The organism is Bordetella bronchialis (assembly GCF_001676705.1).
In the GTDB taxonomy this organism is placed as follows: Bacteria; Pseudomonadota; Gammaproteobacteria; order Burkholderiales; family Burkholderiaceae_B; genus Bordetella_C; species Bordetella_C bronchialis.
This window is the reverse complement of the sequence record NZ_CP016170.1, coordinates 5,862,575-5,878,756: the sequence shown is the minus strand read 5'-3', so window position 1 is coordinate 5,878,756 and position 16,182 is coordinate 5,862,575. Positions and strand designations below refer to the sequence as shown.

The following is a 16,182-nucleotide window of genomic DNA, read 5'->3' as shown; positions in this document are numbered from 1 at the left end:
GTCGGTCTTGTCTAAACCTCGATTCTACCCTGCCTGGGCTGTACTTATCCACAGGCCTGGCGGTCCCGGCGTGGCGCCGGCGCCCCTAACTGATTGACAATAGAGAAGAAACTTGCTGAAATGGCGGGCTCGACTGGCGGCGGGCGGGCTTGACTCGTCCCCGATTCCCGCGGCAGCGCCGCGGAAGCATCCTACATAGGGCCGCCGTCAGTGCCCCGCGATATTTCCATCGTCGATGCAAGCGCCGTAGCCATGGGCGCGTGGGCGGTATCGTCTCCGTCCGTGCCCATCCGTATTTTTGATTGTTCTTTTTTGTGGACCGCCCATGAAACGCACCTTCCAACCCTCCGTCACCCGCCGCAAGCGCACCCATGGCTTCCGCGTGCGCATGAAGACCCGCGGCGGCCGCGCCGTGCTGAATGCACGCCGCGCCAAGGGCCGCAAGCGCCTGGCGGTCTGATCGCCACGCCGCGATCCATCGCGCCGCCCGCCGCGCCATCGATGGCCGACGTGACGGCCGGGCTGTTGCCCGCCATGCCTCGCACCACGCTTCCGCCGGAGGCGCGGATGCACCGCCCCTCCGAGTTTGCCGCGGCCCTGAAGGGCCGCCGGCTGGCGCGAGGGGCGTTTTTCATGGTTACCGCCGCCACCGCCCGTAACGGGCCGGAGCAGGAGCGCGCCCGGCTGGGCATGGTCATTCCCAAAAGGCATGCCGCCCGCGCCGCGACCCGCAACGCCTTGAAGCGGGTGATCCGCGAGGCCTTCCGCGCCCGCCGTCTCGCCCTGCCGCCGGCCGATTACGTGGTCAGGCTGCATGCGCGGGTACCCGACCTATCCCTGACGGCCCTGAAAACGGCCGCGCGCGCGGAAGTAGACGCTCACTTCGGGCGACTGCTACGCTCGTCCTCCTGAAGGTATCCCGGGTGAGCACGTCCATGATCAAGGCCTTGCTGATCGCGCCGATCCGGTTTTACCGGTTCTTTCTCAGCCCGTGGGTGGGGCGGCAATGCCGTTTTACGCCCAGCTGCTCGGCCTATGCGATCGAGGCCATAGAAACGCATGGACCCTTGCACGGCCTGTGGCTGGCGGTACGGCGCATCGGCCGCTGCCACCCCTGGAGTCCCGGCGGGCTGGATCCCGTCCCCGACGCGCCGCGGTCCGGCCGCCCCTGCCACTGCGGCCGCGGCCACCGCGCCCGGCAGGATTGACGCTAAACTGGCGGGCTTTGCCGGTCCCGCTTTTACCTTGTAGGCACCATGGATATCCGACGAACCATCCTCTGGATGATCTTCTCTTTCTCGCTGTTGCTCCTTTGGAACAACTGGCAAGTCCATAATGGAAAGCCGTCGCTGTTCGGCGCCCCGCCGGCCACCCAAACGGCCCAGGCGCCGGCCAAGCCCGCCACGACGGATACGCCGCCCGCCGCCAACAGCTCCACGATCCCCAGCGTGCCTGCCGCCGGCCAGCCCGCCTCCGCGGCGCCCGGCGCGGTGCCTGCCGCGGCGGCCAGGGCCCAGGCGGATTCGCAGAAGATCGTCATCACCACCGACGTGCTGCGCCTGACCTTCGACACCACCGGCGCGCAGCTGGTGAAGGCCGTGCTGCTGAAATACCCCGACGCCAACCGCGACGACCAGCCCACCGTACTGCTGGACGATAGCGCCGACCTGCGCTACGTCGTGCAATCGGGGGTCGTGGGCGCGGCCGGCCAACCCGGCTTCCCGACGCACCAGACGCCGTTCCGCATGGTGTCTTCGGAACGCAGCATGACCGGCGACACGCTGGCCGTGGTGTTCGAGGCCGAATCCGGCGGCATGAAGGTCACCAAGACCTACACGCTGCACCGTGGCCGCTACGACATCGATGTCCGCCACGACATGACGAACACCAGCGCCAACCCGGCGCGTCCCTCGCTGTACCTGCAATTGGAGCGCGACGGCAACAATCCGCCGGATACGTCCAGCTTCTATCACACCTTCACCGGCATGGCGGTGTATTCGGACCAGGACAAATTCCAGAAGGCGACGTTCTCCGACATCGAGAAGAAAAAGGCCAGCTACATCAAGCAGGCCGACAACGGCTGGATCGCGGTGGTGCAGCACTACTTCGCCACGGCCTGGATCCCCCCGCAGGGCAAGACGCGCACCAACGAACTGCTGCAGGTGCGCGACAACCTGTACGCGGCCCGCACCATCGAAGGCGTGGGCGAGATCGCCCCCGGGGCCTCGGCCAGTGTCGACGCGCACCTGTGGGTGGGCCCGCAGGACCAGAAGGCCATGGCGGCGCTGGCTCCCGGCCTGGAACTGGTAGTCGACTACGGGTGGCTGACCATCATCGCCAAGCCGCTGTTCGCGCTGATGACGTGGCTGCATTCGCTGCTGGGCAACTGGGGCTGGACCATCGTCGCCCTGACGGTGCTGATCAAGCTGCTGTTCTACCCCCTGGCGGCCACCAGCTACCGTTCCATGGCCCGCATGAAGCAGGTCACCCCGCGCCTGCAGGCGCTCAAGGAAAAATATGGCGACGACAAGCAGAAGCTGAACGCCGCCATGATGGAGATGTACCGCACCGAAAAGATCAACCCCCTGGGCGGCTGCCTGCCCATGGTGGTGCAGATCCCGGTGTTCATCTCGCTGTACTGGGTGCTGCTGGCCAGCGTGGAGATGCGCGGCGCGCCATGGCTGGGCTGGGTGCACGACCTGTCCGTGCACGATCCCTACTTCATCCTGCCGGCCATCATGATGGCCACCATGTTCCTGCAGATCAAGCTGAACCCGACGCCGCCGGATCCCGTGCAGGCCAAGGTCATGATGATCATGCCCCTGGTGTTCGGCGGCATGATGTTCATGTTCCCGGCCGGCCTGGTGCTGTACTGGTGCGTGAATAACACGCTGTCCATCCTGCAGCAGTGGTACATCACCCGCAAGCTGCGCCTGGAAACCGAGTCCGCCAAGCGCTGACGGCTTCGCGGGGCGGGCGCTCATGAAAAAGCTCGACGTCCCCGCGCTGGAAATCTTCGTCGCCGCCGTCGAGGAAAAAAGCCTTTCCAAGGCGGCGGAGCGCGAAAACGTCGTGACCTCGGCCGCCAGCCGGCGCATCGCCGAGCTGGAGCGCCACCTGGCGCGCACCCTGTTGCATCGCCATGGGCGCGGGGTGGAACCCACCCCCGCCGGCGTGCTGCTCTACCAGCGCGCCAAGGCCATCCTGCGCAGCGTCCAGCTGGCGGAACAGGCGATAGACAGCTATTCACTGGACGGCCAGGCCAAGATACGGCTCGCGGCCAATCCCTCCACCCTGCTGCAATTCCTGCCGGCGCCCATGGCGCGGTTCCTGGACGGCCGCCACAACGTGGCGGTAGACCTGCTCGAAGCCCATAGCTACGACATCCCGCGCATGGTTGCGGACGGCACCGTGGACCTGGGCATCTACCACGGCGACCGCCCGGCTGCGGGCGTTTCGTCCTTTCCCTTCCGCCGCGACAGGGTGGGCCTGGTGGTCCCGCTGGGCCACCCCCTGGCCGCGCGGACCTCGCTGCGGCTCGACGATGCCCTGGATTACGACCTGCTGGGCTACTTTCCGCGGCATTCGCTGGACCAGTTCCTGGACTACGCCGGACAGACCCTGTCGCGCCCGCCCAAGGTCAAACTGCAGGTATCCAATTTCGAGACGCGTTGCCGCATGATCCGCGAGGGACTCGGCATCGCCGTGGTGCCGGAAGGCATCGCGCGCAACTATCTGGCCGACATGGGGCTGGTGCTGATACAGCTGGAAGACGCCTGGGCCGAACGGCATTTCTACATCTGCGTGCGCGACGCCACCGCCATGAATCCCTTGATGACCGACCTGCTGGCGATACTGCGGGAAGAGGCGGCCTGAGCCGGCGTGCCGGATCGGTGATCGGTCGCTTGCCATTTTTTCAAACCGGACAGGCGGCGAGCGGTCTAGAGTGGGGGTTATACGAGAGCGGCGCTTCCCGCGCCGCCGCACTGGAGACACCCCATGCTGCTCGAAACCCTGTCCGCCTACGGGGCGCGCGATACGGTCGCCCGCCTTCCCGACGAGGTCCTGCATTACGCCAAGCGCGCCGTGCTGGACTGGCTGTCAGCCCTGTATCCGGGCACGCGGATCTCCCCCTGCCGGGAACTGGTGGCCGCCCATGCGGAAGAGCTGGGCCTGGGCCGCTCCAGCCTGCCCGGCAACGGCACCACGGCCTTTCCCGCCACCGCGGCCTGGATCAACGGCAGCGCGGCCCACGCGCCGGAATTCGACGACATCTTCCGCGACGGCGCCTACCATCCGGGATGCCCGGTGATCGCGGCGGCCATGGCCATGGCGGAACACCAACGCGCCGGCGGTCGCGAGCTGCTGAATGCGGTGGTCGTGGGCTATGAGATTTCCACCCGCATCGCGGCGGCCATGCAGCCTTCCCATTACCGCTACTTCCACACCACCGGCACGGTCGGGTCGCTGGGCGCGGCCGCCGCCGCGGCCGCGCTGGCCGCGCCGGGAAACAGCGCGGTCATGGGCCACGCCATCGCGACCTCCGCGACCATGGCGGCGGCGCTGCAGCAGGCTTTCCGTTCCGATGCCATGAGCAAGGCGCTGCATGCCGGCCATGCGGCGGAGGTGGGCGTCCGCGCGGGACAAGGCGCGGCGCATGGCGTCACCGGCGTGGCCGACATCCTGGAAGGCGAGGTCGGCTTCGGCGCGGCGCTGGCCAAGGACGTGCGCTGGGAGCAGGTACCCGAAGGGCTGGGCGAACGCTACAACATCATGCGCATGACGCAGAAGAACCATGGCTGCTGCGGCCATACCTTCGCCGCCATCGACGCCGCGCTGGCGCTGCGCGAACAGGGCGTGCGCCCCGAACGCGTGCGGCAGGTGGAAGTCCGGACCTACCGCGCCGCCCTGGACGTGGCCGGCAACGAGAATCCGACGACGCCGTTCGAGGCGCGGTTCAGCCTGCCCTATGTGCTGGCACATGCCATGCGCCAAGGGTCCGTGCGCCTGGCGGCCTTCGAACCGCAGGCCCTGGGCGACGCCGACACCCGCGCGCTGATGCGCAAGGTCACCGTGATCGAGGACCCCGAGCTGACCGCCGGCTTTCCTTCCATGCGCGCGGCCCGGGTGGCCATCGTCACCGACGACGGCATGCGGCATGAATCGTTCGCGCCCTATCGCCGCGGCGATCCGGAAGCGCCCTTGTCCGATGCGGAGCTGAACGACAAATTCGACGAACTGGCGGGACCCGTCCTGGGCGCCGGGCGCACGCGGCAATTGCGCGAAACGGTGTGGCGGCTGGATCGCTGCGACGTGCGTGACCTGGCATTGGCGAGCGATCGGCCCGCCCATTGAATGCGCCAGCCCCGCGGGCGCCGGTACAGCAACCGCGCCCGGAACGACCGGACCACATCATGCCTGATCATCCCTCTTCATCGCTGGGCCATGCCCTGCTCGCGCCGCGCGCCATCGCCCTGGTGGGCGCCTCGGGCGACGCCCGCAAGAACACCGCGCGGCCCTTGCGCTTCATGCGCAAGCATCGCTACGCGGGACACATCTATCCCATCAACGCCGGCCGCAGCGAGATCATGGGCGAACAGGCCTATCCCTCGCTCGCGGACCTGCCAGGGACCGTCGACCACGTCTTCGTCATGATTCCCGGCGAACAGGTACTGCCGGTGCTGGAACAGAGCGCCGCCGCGGGCGCGCGTGTCGTCACCGTCTATTCCGACGGCTTCGCCGAAACGGGCGCGGAAGGCCTGGCGCGGCAGCAGGCGCTGGTGGCACGCGCCCGCGAGCTCGGCATCCGCGTTCTGGGACCCAACAGCATAGGCAGCGCCAATCTGCATACCGGCGGCATCATCTCCGTGAACGCCGCGTTCGAGGCCGACGACCTGGTGCCCGGCGATATCAGCATGGTGTCGCAGAGCGGCTCGATGATGGGATCGCTGCTCTCCCGCGCCGCGGCGCGCGGCTTCGGCTTCGCCAGTTCGATTTCGGTGGGCAATGAAAGCGACATCACGGTGGGCGAGGTGGTCGATGCGCTGGTGGACGATCCGCACACGCGCGTCATCCTGCTGTTCCTGGAAACCTTGCGCCAGGCGCCCGTCCTGGCCGCCGCGCTCGAACGCGCGCGCCAGGCCGGCAAGCCGGTGGTCGCCTACAAGTTGGGCCGCTCCGAGCAGGGCGATGCCTTGTCCCAGTCGCACACCGGCGCGATGGCCGGCAACGACGCCGCGGTGGACGCTTTCTTCCGCGCGCATGGCGTGCTGCGCGTCCACCACCTGGAGACCTTGTTCGAGATCGTGCCCCTTGCCCTCCGCTATGGAGCCGCGCGCACGGAGGCGCCCGCGCCACGGGTCGCCGTCATCACCACGACCGGCGGCGGCGCCGCCACCGTGGTGGACAACCTGGGCATGCGCGGGATGGTCGCCGCCGCGCCGCCCGCGGCCTTCGTGGCGCACATGGCCCAGCGCGGCCTGCGCATACGCGAAACGCCGGTGATCGACCTGACGCTGGCGGCCACGCCCGCGCAATACAAGGACCTGCTCGAACAGCTGCTGCAATCCGACTGGTGCGACGCGGTGCTCAGCGTGATCGGTTCGTCGGCGCAGTTCCATCCGGACTTCGCCGTCAATCCGCTGGCACAGGCGGAAAAGCCCGACGGCAAGCCCATGGCGGCCTTCCTGGCGCCGGAAGCACCGGCGTCCTTGTCGCTGCTGCGGCAGAATGGCATCGCCGCCTTCCGTACCCCCGAGGCCTGCGCCGACGCGCTCGCCGTGCTGTTCCAGCGCAGGCCCGTCCCGCCGCCGGCGGGGGACGCCTTCCAATGGCCCGCCACACTGCCGCGCCACGGCGCGCTGACCGAGCACGAGGCAGGGCAAGTGTTCCAGGCACTGGGCGTGCCCGTAGCGCCCGCACGGCTGGTACCGGCGGACAAGGTCTCGCACGACTTGCCCTATCCGGTCGTCGCCAAGATTTCCTCGCGCGATGTGCCGCACAAAACGGACGCGGGCGCCGTGCGCGTCGGCATCGCCGATGCGCGCGAGTTGCGGTCCGCGGTCGCGGACATGCTGCGCAACGTCCAGGTCCACGCGCCGGGCGCCGTTATCGACGGCATTCTGGTGCAGGCCATGGAAGACCGGTTGCTGGAGCTTATCCTGGGTTATCGCCTGGACCCGCTGGTGGGGCCCACGGTGGTACTGGGCGCCGGCGGCATCGCGGCCGAACTGAACCCGGACTTCGCCATCCGGCTGGCGCCCGTCGGCGAACAGGAGGCCCGCGCCATGATCGAGGAAGTGCGCGCGACACGCCTGGTCCGCGGCTACCGCGGTTTGCCGCGCGGCGACTGCGATGCGCTGGCACGCGCCATCGCCGCGTTCTCGCGCCTGGCGATGGTGCAAGGCGCCACCGTCGCCGAAGCGGAAATCAACCCATTGTTCGTGCGCGCCGATGGCGTGGTCGCGGTCGATGGATTGCTGCACCTGGAATAGCGGCGGCCCGCCCGCCAGACAAAACGAAGGACGCATCGATATGGACTTTCAACTGACCCCCGAACAACGCGACTTCCAGGACGCCGTGCGTCGCTACGCGGAAAACGAGTTGCGCGACGGCGCGCGCGACCGCGCGCACGCCAACGAATATCCCTGGGACGTCGCGCGCTCGATGGCGCGGCAGGGCTTGCTGGGTATCACCATCAGCGAAGCCAACGGCGGCGTGGGGGGATCGCTGATGGATGCGGTCATCGCCATCGAGACCATCGCCTCGGTCTGCCCGCGCAGCGCCGACGTCGTGCAGGCGGGCAATTTCGGCCCCATCCGCGTGCTGGCCGAGTACGGCAACGACTTGCAGAAGGAAAAGTACCTGCGCCCGCTGCTGGCCGGGGAAAAGCTGATCTCCGTGGGCATGACCGAGCCGGAAGCCGGCTCCGCCGTGACCGAACTGAAGACCAGCGCCACGCGCGACGGCGATGGCTGGCGCATCAATGGTTCGAAGATCTTCACCACCCACGGACCGCACGCCGACGTGATCCTGGCCTACGTGCGCTTCGGCCCCGGCACGCAGGGCATAGGCTCGGTACTGGTCGATACACGCGCGGATGGCGTGCGCCTGGGCAAGCGCTCTGCCTTTATGTCGGGCGAGGAATGGGCCGAGATCTTCTTCGACAACGTATACGTGCCCAACGACATGGTCGTGCTGGGCGAGGGCGGTTTCAAGAAACAGATCGCCGGCTTCAACGTCGAGCGCATCGGCAACACCGCGCGCTCGCTGGCGCTGGGACGCTACGCCTACGAAGAGGCGCGCGCCTGGGCGCTGCAGCGCAAGCAATTCGGCCGCCTGCTGTGCGAATTCCAGGGCCTGCAATGGAAGTTCGCGGACATGCGCATCAAACTGGACGCCGGCCAGCTGCTGCTGTACCGGGCGGCGTCCAATGCCGACACGGGCTTTCCGTCGCCCACCGAAACCGCCATCGCCAAGGCCTATTGCAACCAGGCCGGGTTCGACGTGGCCAACGAAGCGCTGCAGGTCCTGGGCGGCATGGGCTATAGCCGAGAATCGCTGGTCGAATACTGCGTGCGCCGCTGCCGTGGATGGATGATCGCCGGCGGTTCGATCGAGATCCTCAAAAACCGCATCGCCGAAGGCGTCTTCGAACGCAGCTTCCCGCAGCGTCCGCCGCGCGACTGACCGCCGTGGCCGGCTAGGCCAGGGCGTGCGAGATGGCGGTCGACAGCGGGGTCGTGGGGCGGCCGATCAAGCGCGACAGTTGCCGGCTGCCGTCGAACAGTACGTCGCCCGCCGCCGCGGCATCCCAGCTGGCGATGGCCTGCGCCACGGGGGCCGGCAAGCCGGCGCCAGCCAGCGCGGCCGCATACTCCTCCTGCGGCACATCCTTGTACGCCACGGGCTTGCCCGACTGCCGCGAGACCTCCGCCGCGAACTCGGCGTGGGTGTAGGCCGTATCGGCCGCGAGCTCGTAGATCCTGTTGTCGTGCCCGGCCCCCGTCAGCACGGCGGCGGCGGCCTCCGCGTAATCGGCGCGCGCCGCGGCGGAGAACCTGCCCGCCCCCGCGCTGCCCGGCAGGACGCCGGTGGCCAGCGCGTTCGGAATGGCGCCGGTATGGTTCTCCACGTACCAGCCGTTGCGGAGGATCGTATAGGCCATGCCCGAGCCCCTGATCGCGTTTTCCGTCTGCAGGTGCTCGGGGGCCAGGCTAAGCGTCGACGTATCCGCGTGCAGCAGGCTGGTGTAGACCACGCGCTTCACGCCGGCGGCGGTGGCCGCGTCCACCACGTTGCGGTGTTGCGCGATGCGCTGGCCGACCTCGTTGCCGGAAATCAGCAGCAGGGTCTCGACGCCGGCCAACGCGGGCCCCAAGGTTTCCGGCCGGTTGTAGTCGGCGTGCCGGGCCGCCACGCCCAGGCTGGCGGCCTTGTCCGGCGACCGGACCAGGGCAAGCAGATCCGCGGCGGGCATGACGGCAAGCAAACGCTGGATGACCAGTCTGCCCAGCTGCCCCGTCGCGCCCGTAATGGCGATAGTCATGGCGAAACTCCCTTCGAATTGACGACGAAGGCAATCTAGCAGTATTACTTACGATTCGTAAGTACGTACATGAACGTAAGTGCCATGGCTCCGAGAGATCCCGTTTCCGGCGAAACGCCGCCCACTTCCTTGTCCGCCCGCCTGGCGCGCGGCGACCTGATGGCGCCGGACTGCCCGTCGCGCGAAGTGCTCAAGCACGTCACCAGCCGCTGGGGCGTGCTGGTGCTGATCGCGCTCGAACAGCGCATGCACCGCTTCAGTGAACTCAAGCGCGCGATAGGCGGCGTCAGCGAACGGATGCTGGCGCAGACACTGCAATGGCTGGAAGCCGACGGCCTGGTGGATCGCAAGGCCTACCAGGTAGTGCCGCCCCACGTGGAATACCGGCTGACGCCGCTGGGGCAGGAGTGCGCGGAAAAAGTCCGCCTGCTGGCGGACTGGATCGAAATGAGCCTGCCGCGCATCCGGGCCGCCCAGGCCTGAAGCGCGTGGCTGCCGGACGCGCACCGGCCGCGGCGAGACGCCGAAGGGCACGCACGCATGCCGCCTGCGGCGCTTGGACTCAGGCCTGTGCCAGGAAAGTCTGGACCAGCTTCACCCAGTACGTCGCACCCACCGGCAGCAGCGCGTCGTTGAAGTCGTAGTTGGGGTTGTGCAAGGTGCAGGGGCCCATGCCGTGATATGACTCCAGGCGGTGTTCGCCTTCGCCATTGCCCAGGAAGATATAGCAGCCGGGCACCTTCTCCAGGAAGAAAGAGAAATCTTCCGCGCCCATGAAAGGTGGCACCGCACGGTTGACGGCCTCTTTGCCGAACGCCGACTCCGCCACCTGGGCGGCGAAATCCGCCTCTTTTTCCCAGTTCACCAGCGGCGGGTAGGCACGCACGAAATCCAGTTCGCCAGACCCGCCATAGACTTGCGGCAGCGTCGTGGCGATGCGGCGGATCGCGTCCTCGATCATGTCCAGGACTTCGGTGGTGTAGGTGCGCACCGTGCCGCGGATAACGGCTTCGGCCGGAATCACGTTGAAGGAATCGCCGGCGTGGATCTGCGTGACCGTCAGCACCGCGGTGTCCAGCGGGTTCCGGTTGCGCGACACCACGCTCTGCAGCACGCCGACCATCTCCGAAGCGATGACAATGGTGTCCACCGTCTTGTGCGGCTGGGCCGCATGGCCGCCCACGCCCTTGATCGTGATGGTGAAACGGTTGCTGGAGGCCATGGTCGGGCCGGGGCGGATGCCGAACTGGTTCACCGGCATGCCCGGCATATTGTGGATGCCGAAGACCGCATCGCACGGGAATTTGTCGAACAGGCCGTCCTGCATCATTGCCCGCGCGCCGGCATTGCCGTTCTCTTCGGCGGGCTGGAAGATGAACACGACCGTGCCCTTGAAATCGCGGTGCGCGGCCAGGTACTGCGCGGCGCCCAGCAGCATGGTGGTATGGCCGTCATGGCCACAGCCGTGCATGCGGCCGGAGATGGTCGACTTGTGCGCGAAGCGGTTGTTCTCGGGCATGGGCAGGGCGTCCATGTCGGCGCGCAAACCTATGGTCCTGCCCTTGCCGCCGGCGCCGTGCAACACGCCCACGATGCCGGTCTTGCCGAAGCCGGTGTGCACCTCGATGCCCCAGCCGCGCAATTTTTCCGCCACCAGCGCGGAGGTCCGGGTTTCTTCGAAGGCCAGTTCGGGATGCGCGTGGATGTCACGGCGTATCGCCGTGAGCTCGCCGTGCGCGCGTTCGATTTCGTCCAGGGTTTTCATAGCTGCCTTTGAATGTATAGCGCGACGTCTTGCGCCGCCTTGGTCAGTGCGGCCTGCATGGCCGGGAATTTCTCGTTCTTTTCGAACGTCCGTTCATTCATGTACTGCCCGCGATGGATTTCGATCTGCAGGCTATGGCGCCGCTGCGCGGGCTTGCCCAGCCGGGCGATGAGCGCCACGCCCTTGAAGGGATCGTTGCGCGCGACCGTATAGCCGCTGGCGCGCAAGGAGTTTTCCACCACGTCCACGAGTTCGGGCTCGCACGTGGTGCCGTCGCGGTCGCCGAGCACGAAATCGGCGAGCTGGCCGCCGCCGGGGACCTGCAGGACCTCGTAGGAATCCGAGGGCATGGAGTGCAGATTCAAGTGCCAGACGGCGCCGAACTGCTTGTAGGCCGCCTCGATGTCGCGGTTCAGGGCGGCGTGGTAAGGCTGGTGGTAGGCCTCGATGCGATGGCGCACTTCCTCCACCGACAACTTGCGATCGTAGATGCGGCGGCCACCCGCCTTGCCCCAGATCAGTCCATGCCCGATGCGGCTTTTTTCGGAGGGATTGATCGCGCCGGGCCAGGCTTCGGCCAGCAGGCGCGGATCGATATCGTCCGGCTCGCGGTTGGGATCGATATAGGTGCGCGGGAATTCGGCCAGGATCAATGTCCCGCCGACGTCGGGTATGGCCTGCCACAACTCGTCGACGTGCGTGTCTTCGCCGGTGCGCAGCACATCCGGCTCGATGGCATAGCCGAAGTCCGCGGGATAGGTGACGCCGCTGTGCGGCGAATCGCAGATCAGCGGCAGCGGCGTGCCACGCGGCCCGATGCGTGTATAGGGAGCGAAGGGCGTATCGGCGGTGCGCATGGTTTTCAGCTCTGCGTGGCGACGGAACTCGCGTGGAAGGCAACCGGCCGCGGCGCGGCGGCGGGCAGATCGTTCAGATGGCAGGCGCTGAGCTGGCCCGGCGCGACTTCGCGCAGGGCCGGCCTTTCCTGCCGGCACCGGTCCATCGCATGCGGACAGCGCGGATGGAAGGTACAGCCCGGCGGGGGCGCCAGCGGCGACGGCAGCTCGCCCTGTATGGGGCGGAAGTTGCGCCGCTCGGGATTCAAGGTCGGCAGCTCTTTCAGCAAGGCCTGGGTATAGGGATGATTGGCGTGCTTGAAGACCTGTTCCGTGGACGCGAGCTCGACGATGCGTCCCAGGTACATGATGGCGACGCGATCCGAAATATGGCTGACCACGCCCAGGTTGTGGCTGATGAACAGATAGGTCAGGTCCAGTTCGCGACGCAGTTTGCCGAACAGGTTCAGCACCTGCGCCTGGATCGAGACATCGAGCGCCGCCACGGCCTCGTCGCAGACGATGACCCTGGGCTTCAGGGCCAGGGCGCGCGCGATGCCGATGCGCTGTCGCTGTCCGCCGGAAAACTGGTGCGGATAGCGTTGCGCGTAGGCCGGGTCCAGGCCGACCTGTCGCATCAATCCGGCTACATATTCCTTGCGTTCGCGGCGGCCCACCAGGCCGTGGACCATGGGCGCTTCGCCGATGATTTCTTCCACCCGCATGCGCGGATTCAGCGATGCATAGGGATCCTGGAAGATCATCTGCACGCCCAGCTCATACGCGCGGCGCTGCCGGTCGTCCATGCCGGCCACGGGCTGGCCGGCGTAGGCAATGCTGCCCGAGGTAGGCGGCAGGATGCCGCTGATCATCCTGCCCAGCGTGGACTTGCCGCATCCGGATTCGCCGACCACGCCGATCACTTCACCGGGCATCACGTCCAGGTCCACGCCCGCCACGGCATGCACCACGGTCTTGCGCAGCCCGGCGCCGAACAGGTTGGCGATGCGGCCGGCCAGGTCGACCGGCTGCACGAAGCGCATCTCCGCGCCGCGCAGCGCCAGGATAGGAGTCGTCTGCCCGTTCATCGTGCCTCCGGTTCGCCGGCATGCCAGCAGCGTACCCAATGCCCGGGGCGGAACTCGACGGAGCCGGGCTCGCGCAGACAGGTGTCGGTGGCGCGCGGACAGCGGGTGCGGAAGGCACAGCCCTCCGGCAGTTTGAGCAGCGATGGCGTCATGCCCGGAATCGAAGCCAGTTCGTGGCCGCGCGTCTCCGGCGTGGGGATGGACATCATCAGGCCATGCGTATAGGGATGCAGCGGACGGCCGATGACCTCGGCCGTGGTGCCGGTTTCGACGACGCGGCCGGCGTACATCACCGCGATGCGGTCGGCCAGTCCCGATACGACGGCCAGGTCGTGCGTGATCCACAGGAGCGCCGTCCCGGTATCGCGGCACAGCTTCTGCACTTCGTACAGGATCTGGCCCTGGATGGTCACGTCCAGCGCCGTGGTGGGCTCGTCGGCGATGATCACGCGTGGCGCGTTCAGCAGCGCGATGGCGATCGCCACGCGCTGGCGCATGCCCCCGGACAGCTGGTGCGGATAGGCGCGCAGCCGCTCGTCGGGCGCGGGGATGCCCACCATCGCCAGCACGTCGCGGGCGCGCTGCCGGGCCGCCGCCCTGTCCATCCGGCGATGCGCCTGGATGGCCTCTATCATCTGGGTATCCACGCGCAGGACCGGATTCAGCGTCATCATCGGATCCTGGAAGATCATGGCGATGTCGTTGCCGCGCAGCGCGCGCATCTGGGCCGGCGATGCGCCGCGCAGCTCCCGGCCATCGAAGCGGATGGAGCCATCCACGATGCGGCCGGGTTCGTCGATCAGGCCGATCAGCGAAAAACCCGTGATGCTCTTGCCGGACCCGGATTCGCCCACCAGCCCCAGGATTTCGCCTTCGCCCAGGCTCAGGTCCACGCCGTCCACGGCCTTGACCACGCCGGCCCGCGTGAAGAAATGGGTGCGCAATCCGGACACGTCCAGTACGCGCGCCCCCTGGCGCGCCGCCGCGTCCGGCGCGCTGGAAGAGGCGCTAGTCATCGTCGTCATCGCGGCCTCCTTACGACGCGTTGCGCGGATTCAGTACATCGCGCAGATGGTCGCCGACCAGATTGATGGCGATGATGGCGATGGCCAGGGCCACGCCGGGGAAAAACGAGATCCAGTAGCGTCCGGACATCAGGAATTCGAAGCCGTTGGAGATCAGCATGCCCAGCGAAGGCTCCGTCACGGGGACGCCCACGCCCAGGAAAGACAGGGTGGCTTCCAGCGCGATGGCGTGTGCCAGGTCTATGGTGGCGACCACGATCAAGGGCGGCATGCAGTTGGGCAGCAGGTGGCGCCGCAATATGCGCCACGAGCCCAGCGACATGCACCGCGCGGCTTCGACGTATTCCTTGCCGCGCTCCACCAGCGCCGCGCCGCGCGCGGTGCGGGCGAAATACGCCCACTGCACGACGATCAAGGCGATGATTACCTTGTCCACGCCCGAGCCCAGGATGGAAAGCAGGATCAGGGCGACTAGGATGGACGGAAACGACAGCTGGATATCGGCGATGCGCATCAACAGCGCGTCCACGCGCCCGCCGAAATACGCGGCCACCAGGCCCACCGTGGCGCCGATGACAAAGGCGAAGAACACCGAAATACAGCCCACCATCAAGCTGGTGCGCAAGCCGTAGAGAATTGCGGACAACATGTCGCGCGCCTGGCCGTCGGTGCCCAGCCAATAGGTCATGTCGCCGGCAACGTTCTCGCTGCCCGGCGGCAGCTTGGCGTCCATGATGTCCAGGCTGCCGATGTCATACGGATTCTGCGGCGCGATCCAGGGCGCCAGCAGCACCGCCAGGATCATCGCCACCAGGACCACCAGGCCCAGCGTGGCCAGCTTGCTGGCGAAGAAGTCCTCCAGGAAGCGGCGCCAGGGGCCGGCTTCCTTCGCGACGGGCGCGGGCGGCGTGGCCGCCGTCCGGGGAGTAGCGGTCGTTGTCATCGTCGTCCGTCCAATCGTACGCGGGGGTCCAGCACGGTGTAGACGATGTCCACCACGAGGTTAAGCATGACCAGGAAAAACACAATCAGCAGCAGATAGGCGACCACCACGGGCCGGTCCAGGTTGATGATGGAATCGATCAGCAGCTTGCCCATGCCAGGCCAGGAAAACACCGACTCCGTCACCACCGCGAAGGCCACCACCTGGCCGAATTCCAGGCCGGCGACGGTGACGATAGGGATCAGGATGTTCTTGAGCAGGTGCACGCGCAATACGCGCGATTCCGACAGGCCCTTGGCGCGGGCGAACTTGATGTAATCCATCGGCAGGGCCTCGCGCGTGGCGGCGCGCGTGATCCGTATGATGGTCGCGCACTTGGCCAGCGCGATGGTGGCCGCGGGCAGGATCAGATTGGCCCAGCCGCCCGGCGTCAGTACGCTCAGGCGCAAGCCTCCCAGCGATGCGGTAGGGCCGCGTCCGCTGGCGGGCAGCCAGCCCAGCGTGACCGCGAACACCATGATCAGCATCAGGCCCACCCAGAAATTGGGCAGGGAAAATCCCAGCACCGAGCCCGTCATGATCGCGCGCGAGGCGGGCGCGTTCGGCTTGAGCCCGGCGCGGATGCCCAGCGGTATGCCGATCAGCAACGACAGCAACATGGCCACCACCGCCAGCTCCATGGTCGCCGGCATGCGGTCCAGGATGAGCCGCATGGCCGGTTCGCCGGTCAGGAAGCTATTGCCGAAATCGCCGTGGATGGCCTTGCCGATGAAGATCAGGTACTGGTGCCACAAGGGCTGGTCCAGTCCCAGCGACTGCCGGATGGCGGCACGTTCGATTTCGGTGGCATCCGGACTGGCCATCATGGAGACCGGATCGCCCACCAGGTAGATGCCGCCGAAGACCAGCGCCGACATGACGAGCATGACGACGATGGTCTGCAGCAGCCTGCGGATAATGGTGGCTAGCACAGAACAC

16 protein-coding genes are annotated in these 16,182 nt (G+C 67.3%); 9 read left to right on the top strand and 7 right to left on the bottom strand.

Annotation, left to right across the window (positions count from 1 at the left end; translation table 11 throughout):
* The first annotated feature begins 325 nt into the window (after window positions 1-325).
* The 8 genes from rpmH to BAU06_RS25860 all read left to right on the top strand — a co-directional run bounded on the left by rpmH (window position 326) and on the right by BAU06_RS25860 (window position 8,688).
* Window positions 326-460 (top strand): 50S ribosomal protein L34, encoded by a 135-nt coding sequence (gene rpmH, locus BAU06_RS25895; protein WP_057654304.1) that lies wholly within the window; start codon window positions 326-328, stop codon window positions 458-460.
* 74 nt (window positions 461-534) lie between these two features.
* Window positions 535-912 carry a ribonuclease P protein component gene (locus BAU06_RS25890; RefSeq protein ID WP_066359809.1) on the top strand — a complete coding sequence of 126 codons (378 nt, stop codon included), beginning with the start codon at window positions 535-537 and terminating at the stop codon, window positions 910-912.
* Between the two features lie 23 nt (window positions 913-935).
* Window positions 936-1,208 (top strand): membrane protein insertion efficiency factor YidD, encoded by a 273-nt coding sequence (gene yidD / locus BAU06_RS25885; protein ID WP_066357547.1) that lies wholly within the window; start codon window positions 936-938, stop codon window positions 1,206-1,208.
* 48 nt (window positions 1,209-1,256) lie between these two features.
* Window positions 1,257-2,960 carry a membrane protein insertase YidC gene (yidC, locus tag BAU06_RS25880; RefSeq protein WP_066357544.1) on the top strand — a complete coding sequence of 568 codons (1,704 nt, stop codon included), beginning with the start codon at window positions 1,257-1,259 and terminating at the stop codon, window positions 2,958-2,960.
* A 22-nt stretch (window positions 2,961-2,982) separates the two neighbouring features.
* On the top strand, window positions 2,983-3,876 hold the full coding sequence (locus tag BAU06_RS25875; protein WP_066357541.1) for a LysR family transcriptional regulator: 894 nt from the start codon (window positions 2,983-2,985) through the stop codon (window positions 3,874-3,876).
* A 123-nt stretch (window positions 3,877-3,999) separates the two neighbouring features.
* Complete coding sequence (locus tag BAU06_RS25870) at window positions 4,000-5,355, top strand: MmgE/PrpD family protein (protein WP_066357539.1); 1,356 nt, start codon at window positions 4,000-4,002, stop codon at window positions 5,353-5,355.
* A gap of 59 nt (window positions 5,356-5,414) precedes the next feature.
* The gene (locus BAU06_RS25865) at window positions 5,415-7,493 is read left to right on the top strand and encodes an acetate--CoA ligase family protein (protein WP_066357537.1); all 2,079 of its coding nucleotides are present in this window, start codon (window positions 5,415-5,417) and stop codon (window positions 7,491-7,493) included.
* 40 nt (window positions 7,494-7,533) lie between these two features.
* Complete coding sequence (locus BAU06_RS25860) at window positions 7,534-8,688, top strand: acyl-CoA dehydrogenase family protein (protein ID WP_066359800.1); 1,155 nt, start codon at window positions 7,534-7,536, stop codon at window positions 8,686-8,688.
* Window positions 8,689-8,701: 13 nt separating this feature from the next.
* Here the strand turns inward: BAU06_RS25860 and BAU06_RS25855 are convergent, their stop codons facing one another.
* Window positions 8,702-9,547: an SDR family oxidoreductase gene (locus BAU06_RS25855; RefSeq protein ID WP_066357535.1), complete on the bottom strand. Its 846-nt coding sequence runs from the start codon at window positions 9,545-9,547 to the stop codon at window positions 8,702-8,704.
* Between the two features lie 84 nt (window positions 9,548-9,631).
* Here BAU06_RS25855 and BAU06_RS25850 point away from each other — a divergent pair, with 84 nt between their 5' ends.
* Window positions 9,632-10,030, top strand: a complete 399-nt coding sequence (locus BAU06_RS25850) for a winged helix-turn-helix transcriptional regulator (protein WP_066357532.1) — start codon at window positions 9,632-9,634, stop codon at window positions 10,028-10,030.
* Window positions 10,031-10,109: 79 nt separating this feature from the next.
* Here BAU06_RS25850 and BAU06_RS25845 read toward each other — a convergent pair whose 3' ends face one another.
* From BAU06_RS25845 to BAU06_RS25820, 6 genes are read right to left on the bottom strand one after another with little or no spacing between them, the layout of a single operon-like run.
* A complete protein-coding gene (locus tag BAU06_RS25845; RefSeq protein ID WP_066357530.1) occupies window positions 10,110-11,312 on the bottom strand; it encodes a M20 aminoacylase family protein in 1,203 nt (400 codons plus the stop codon).
* Window positions 11,309-12,169 carry an N-formylglutamate amidohydrolase gene (locus tag BAU06_RS25840; protein ID WP_066357529.1) on the bottom strand — a complete coding sequence of 287 codons (861 nt, stop codon included), beginning with the start codon at window positions 12,167-12,169 and terminating at the stop codon, window positions 11,309-11,311. The genes BAU06_RS25845 and BAU06_RS25840 overlap by 4 nt, the downstream gene beginning before the upstream one ends.
* Before the next feature lie 5 nt (window positions 12,170-12,174).
* Entirely contained in the window at window positions 12,175-13,236 is a 1,062-nt protein-coding gene (locus tag BAU06_RS25835) for an ABC transporter ATP-binding protein (protein ID WP_082988488.1), read from the bottom strand.
* The gene (locus BAU06_RS25830; protein ID WP_066359797.1) at window positions 13,233-14,252 is read right to left on the bottom strand and encodes an ABC transporter ATP-binding protein; all 1,020 of its coding nucleotides are present in this window, start codon (window positions 14,250-14,252) and stop codon (window positions 13,233-13,235) included. Before BAU06_RS25830 ends, BAU06_RS25835 begins: the two co-directional genes overlap by 4 nt.
* Before the next feature lie 19 nt (window positions 14,253-14,271).
* The gene (locus tag BAU06_RS25825; protein ID WP_066357526.1) at window positions 14,272-15,204 is read right to left on the bottom strand and encodes an ABC transporter permease; all 933 of its coding nucleotides are present in this window, start codon (window positions 15,202-15,204) and stop codon (window positions 14,272-14,274) included.
* The gene (locus tag BAU06_RS25820) at window positions 15,201-16,175 is read right to left on the bottom strand and encodes an ABC transporter permease (RefSeq protein ID WP_066357524.1); all 975 of its coding nucleotides are present in this window, start codon (window positions 16,173-16,175) and stop codon (window positions 15,201-15,203) included. The genes BAU06_RS25825 and BAU06_RS25820 overlap by 4 nt, the downstream gene beginning before the upstream one ends.
* Window positions 16,176-16,182 lie beyond the last annotated feature (7 nt).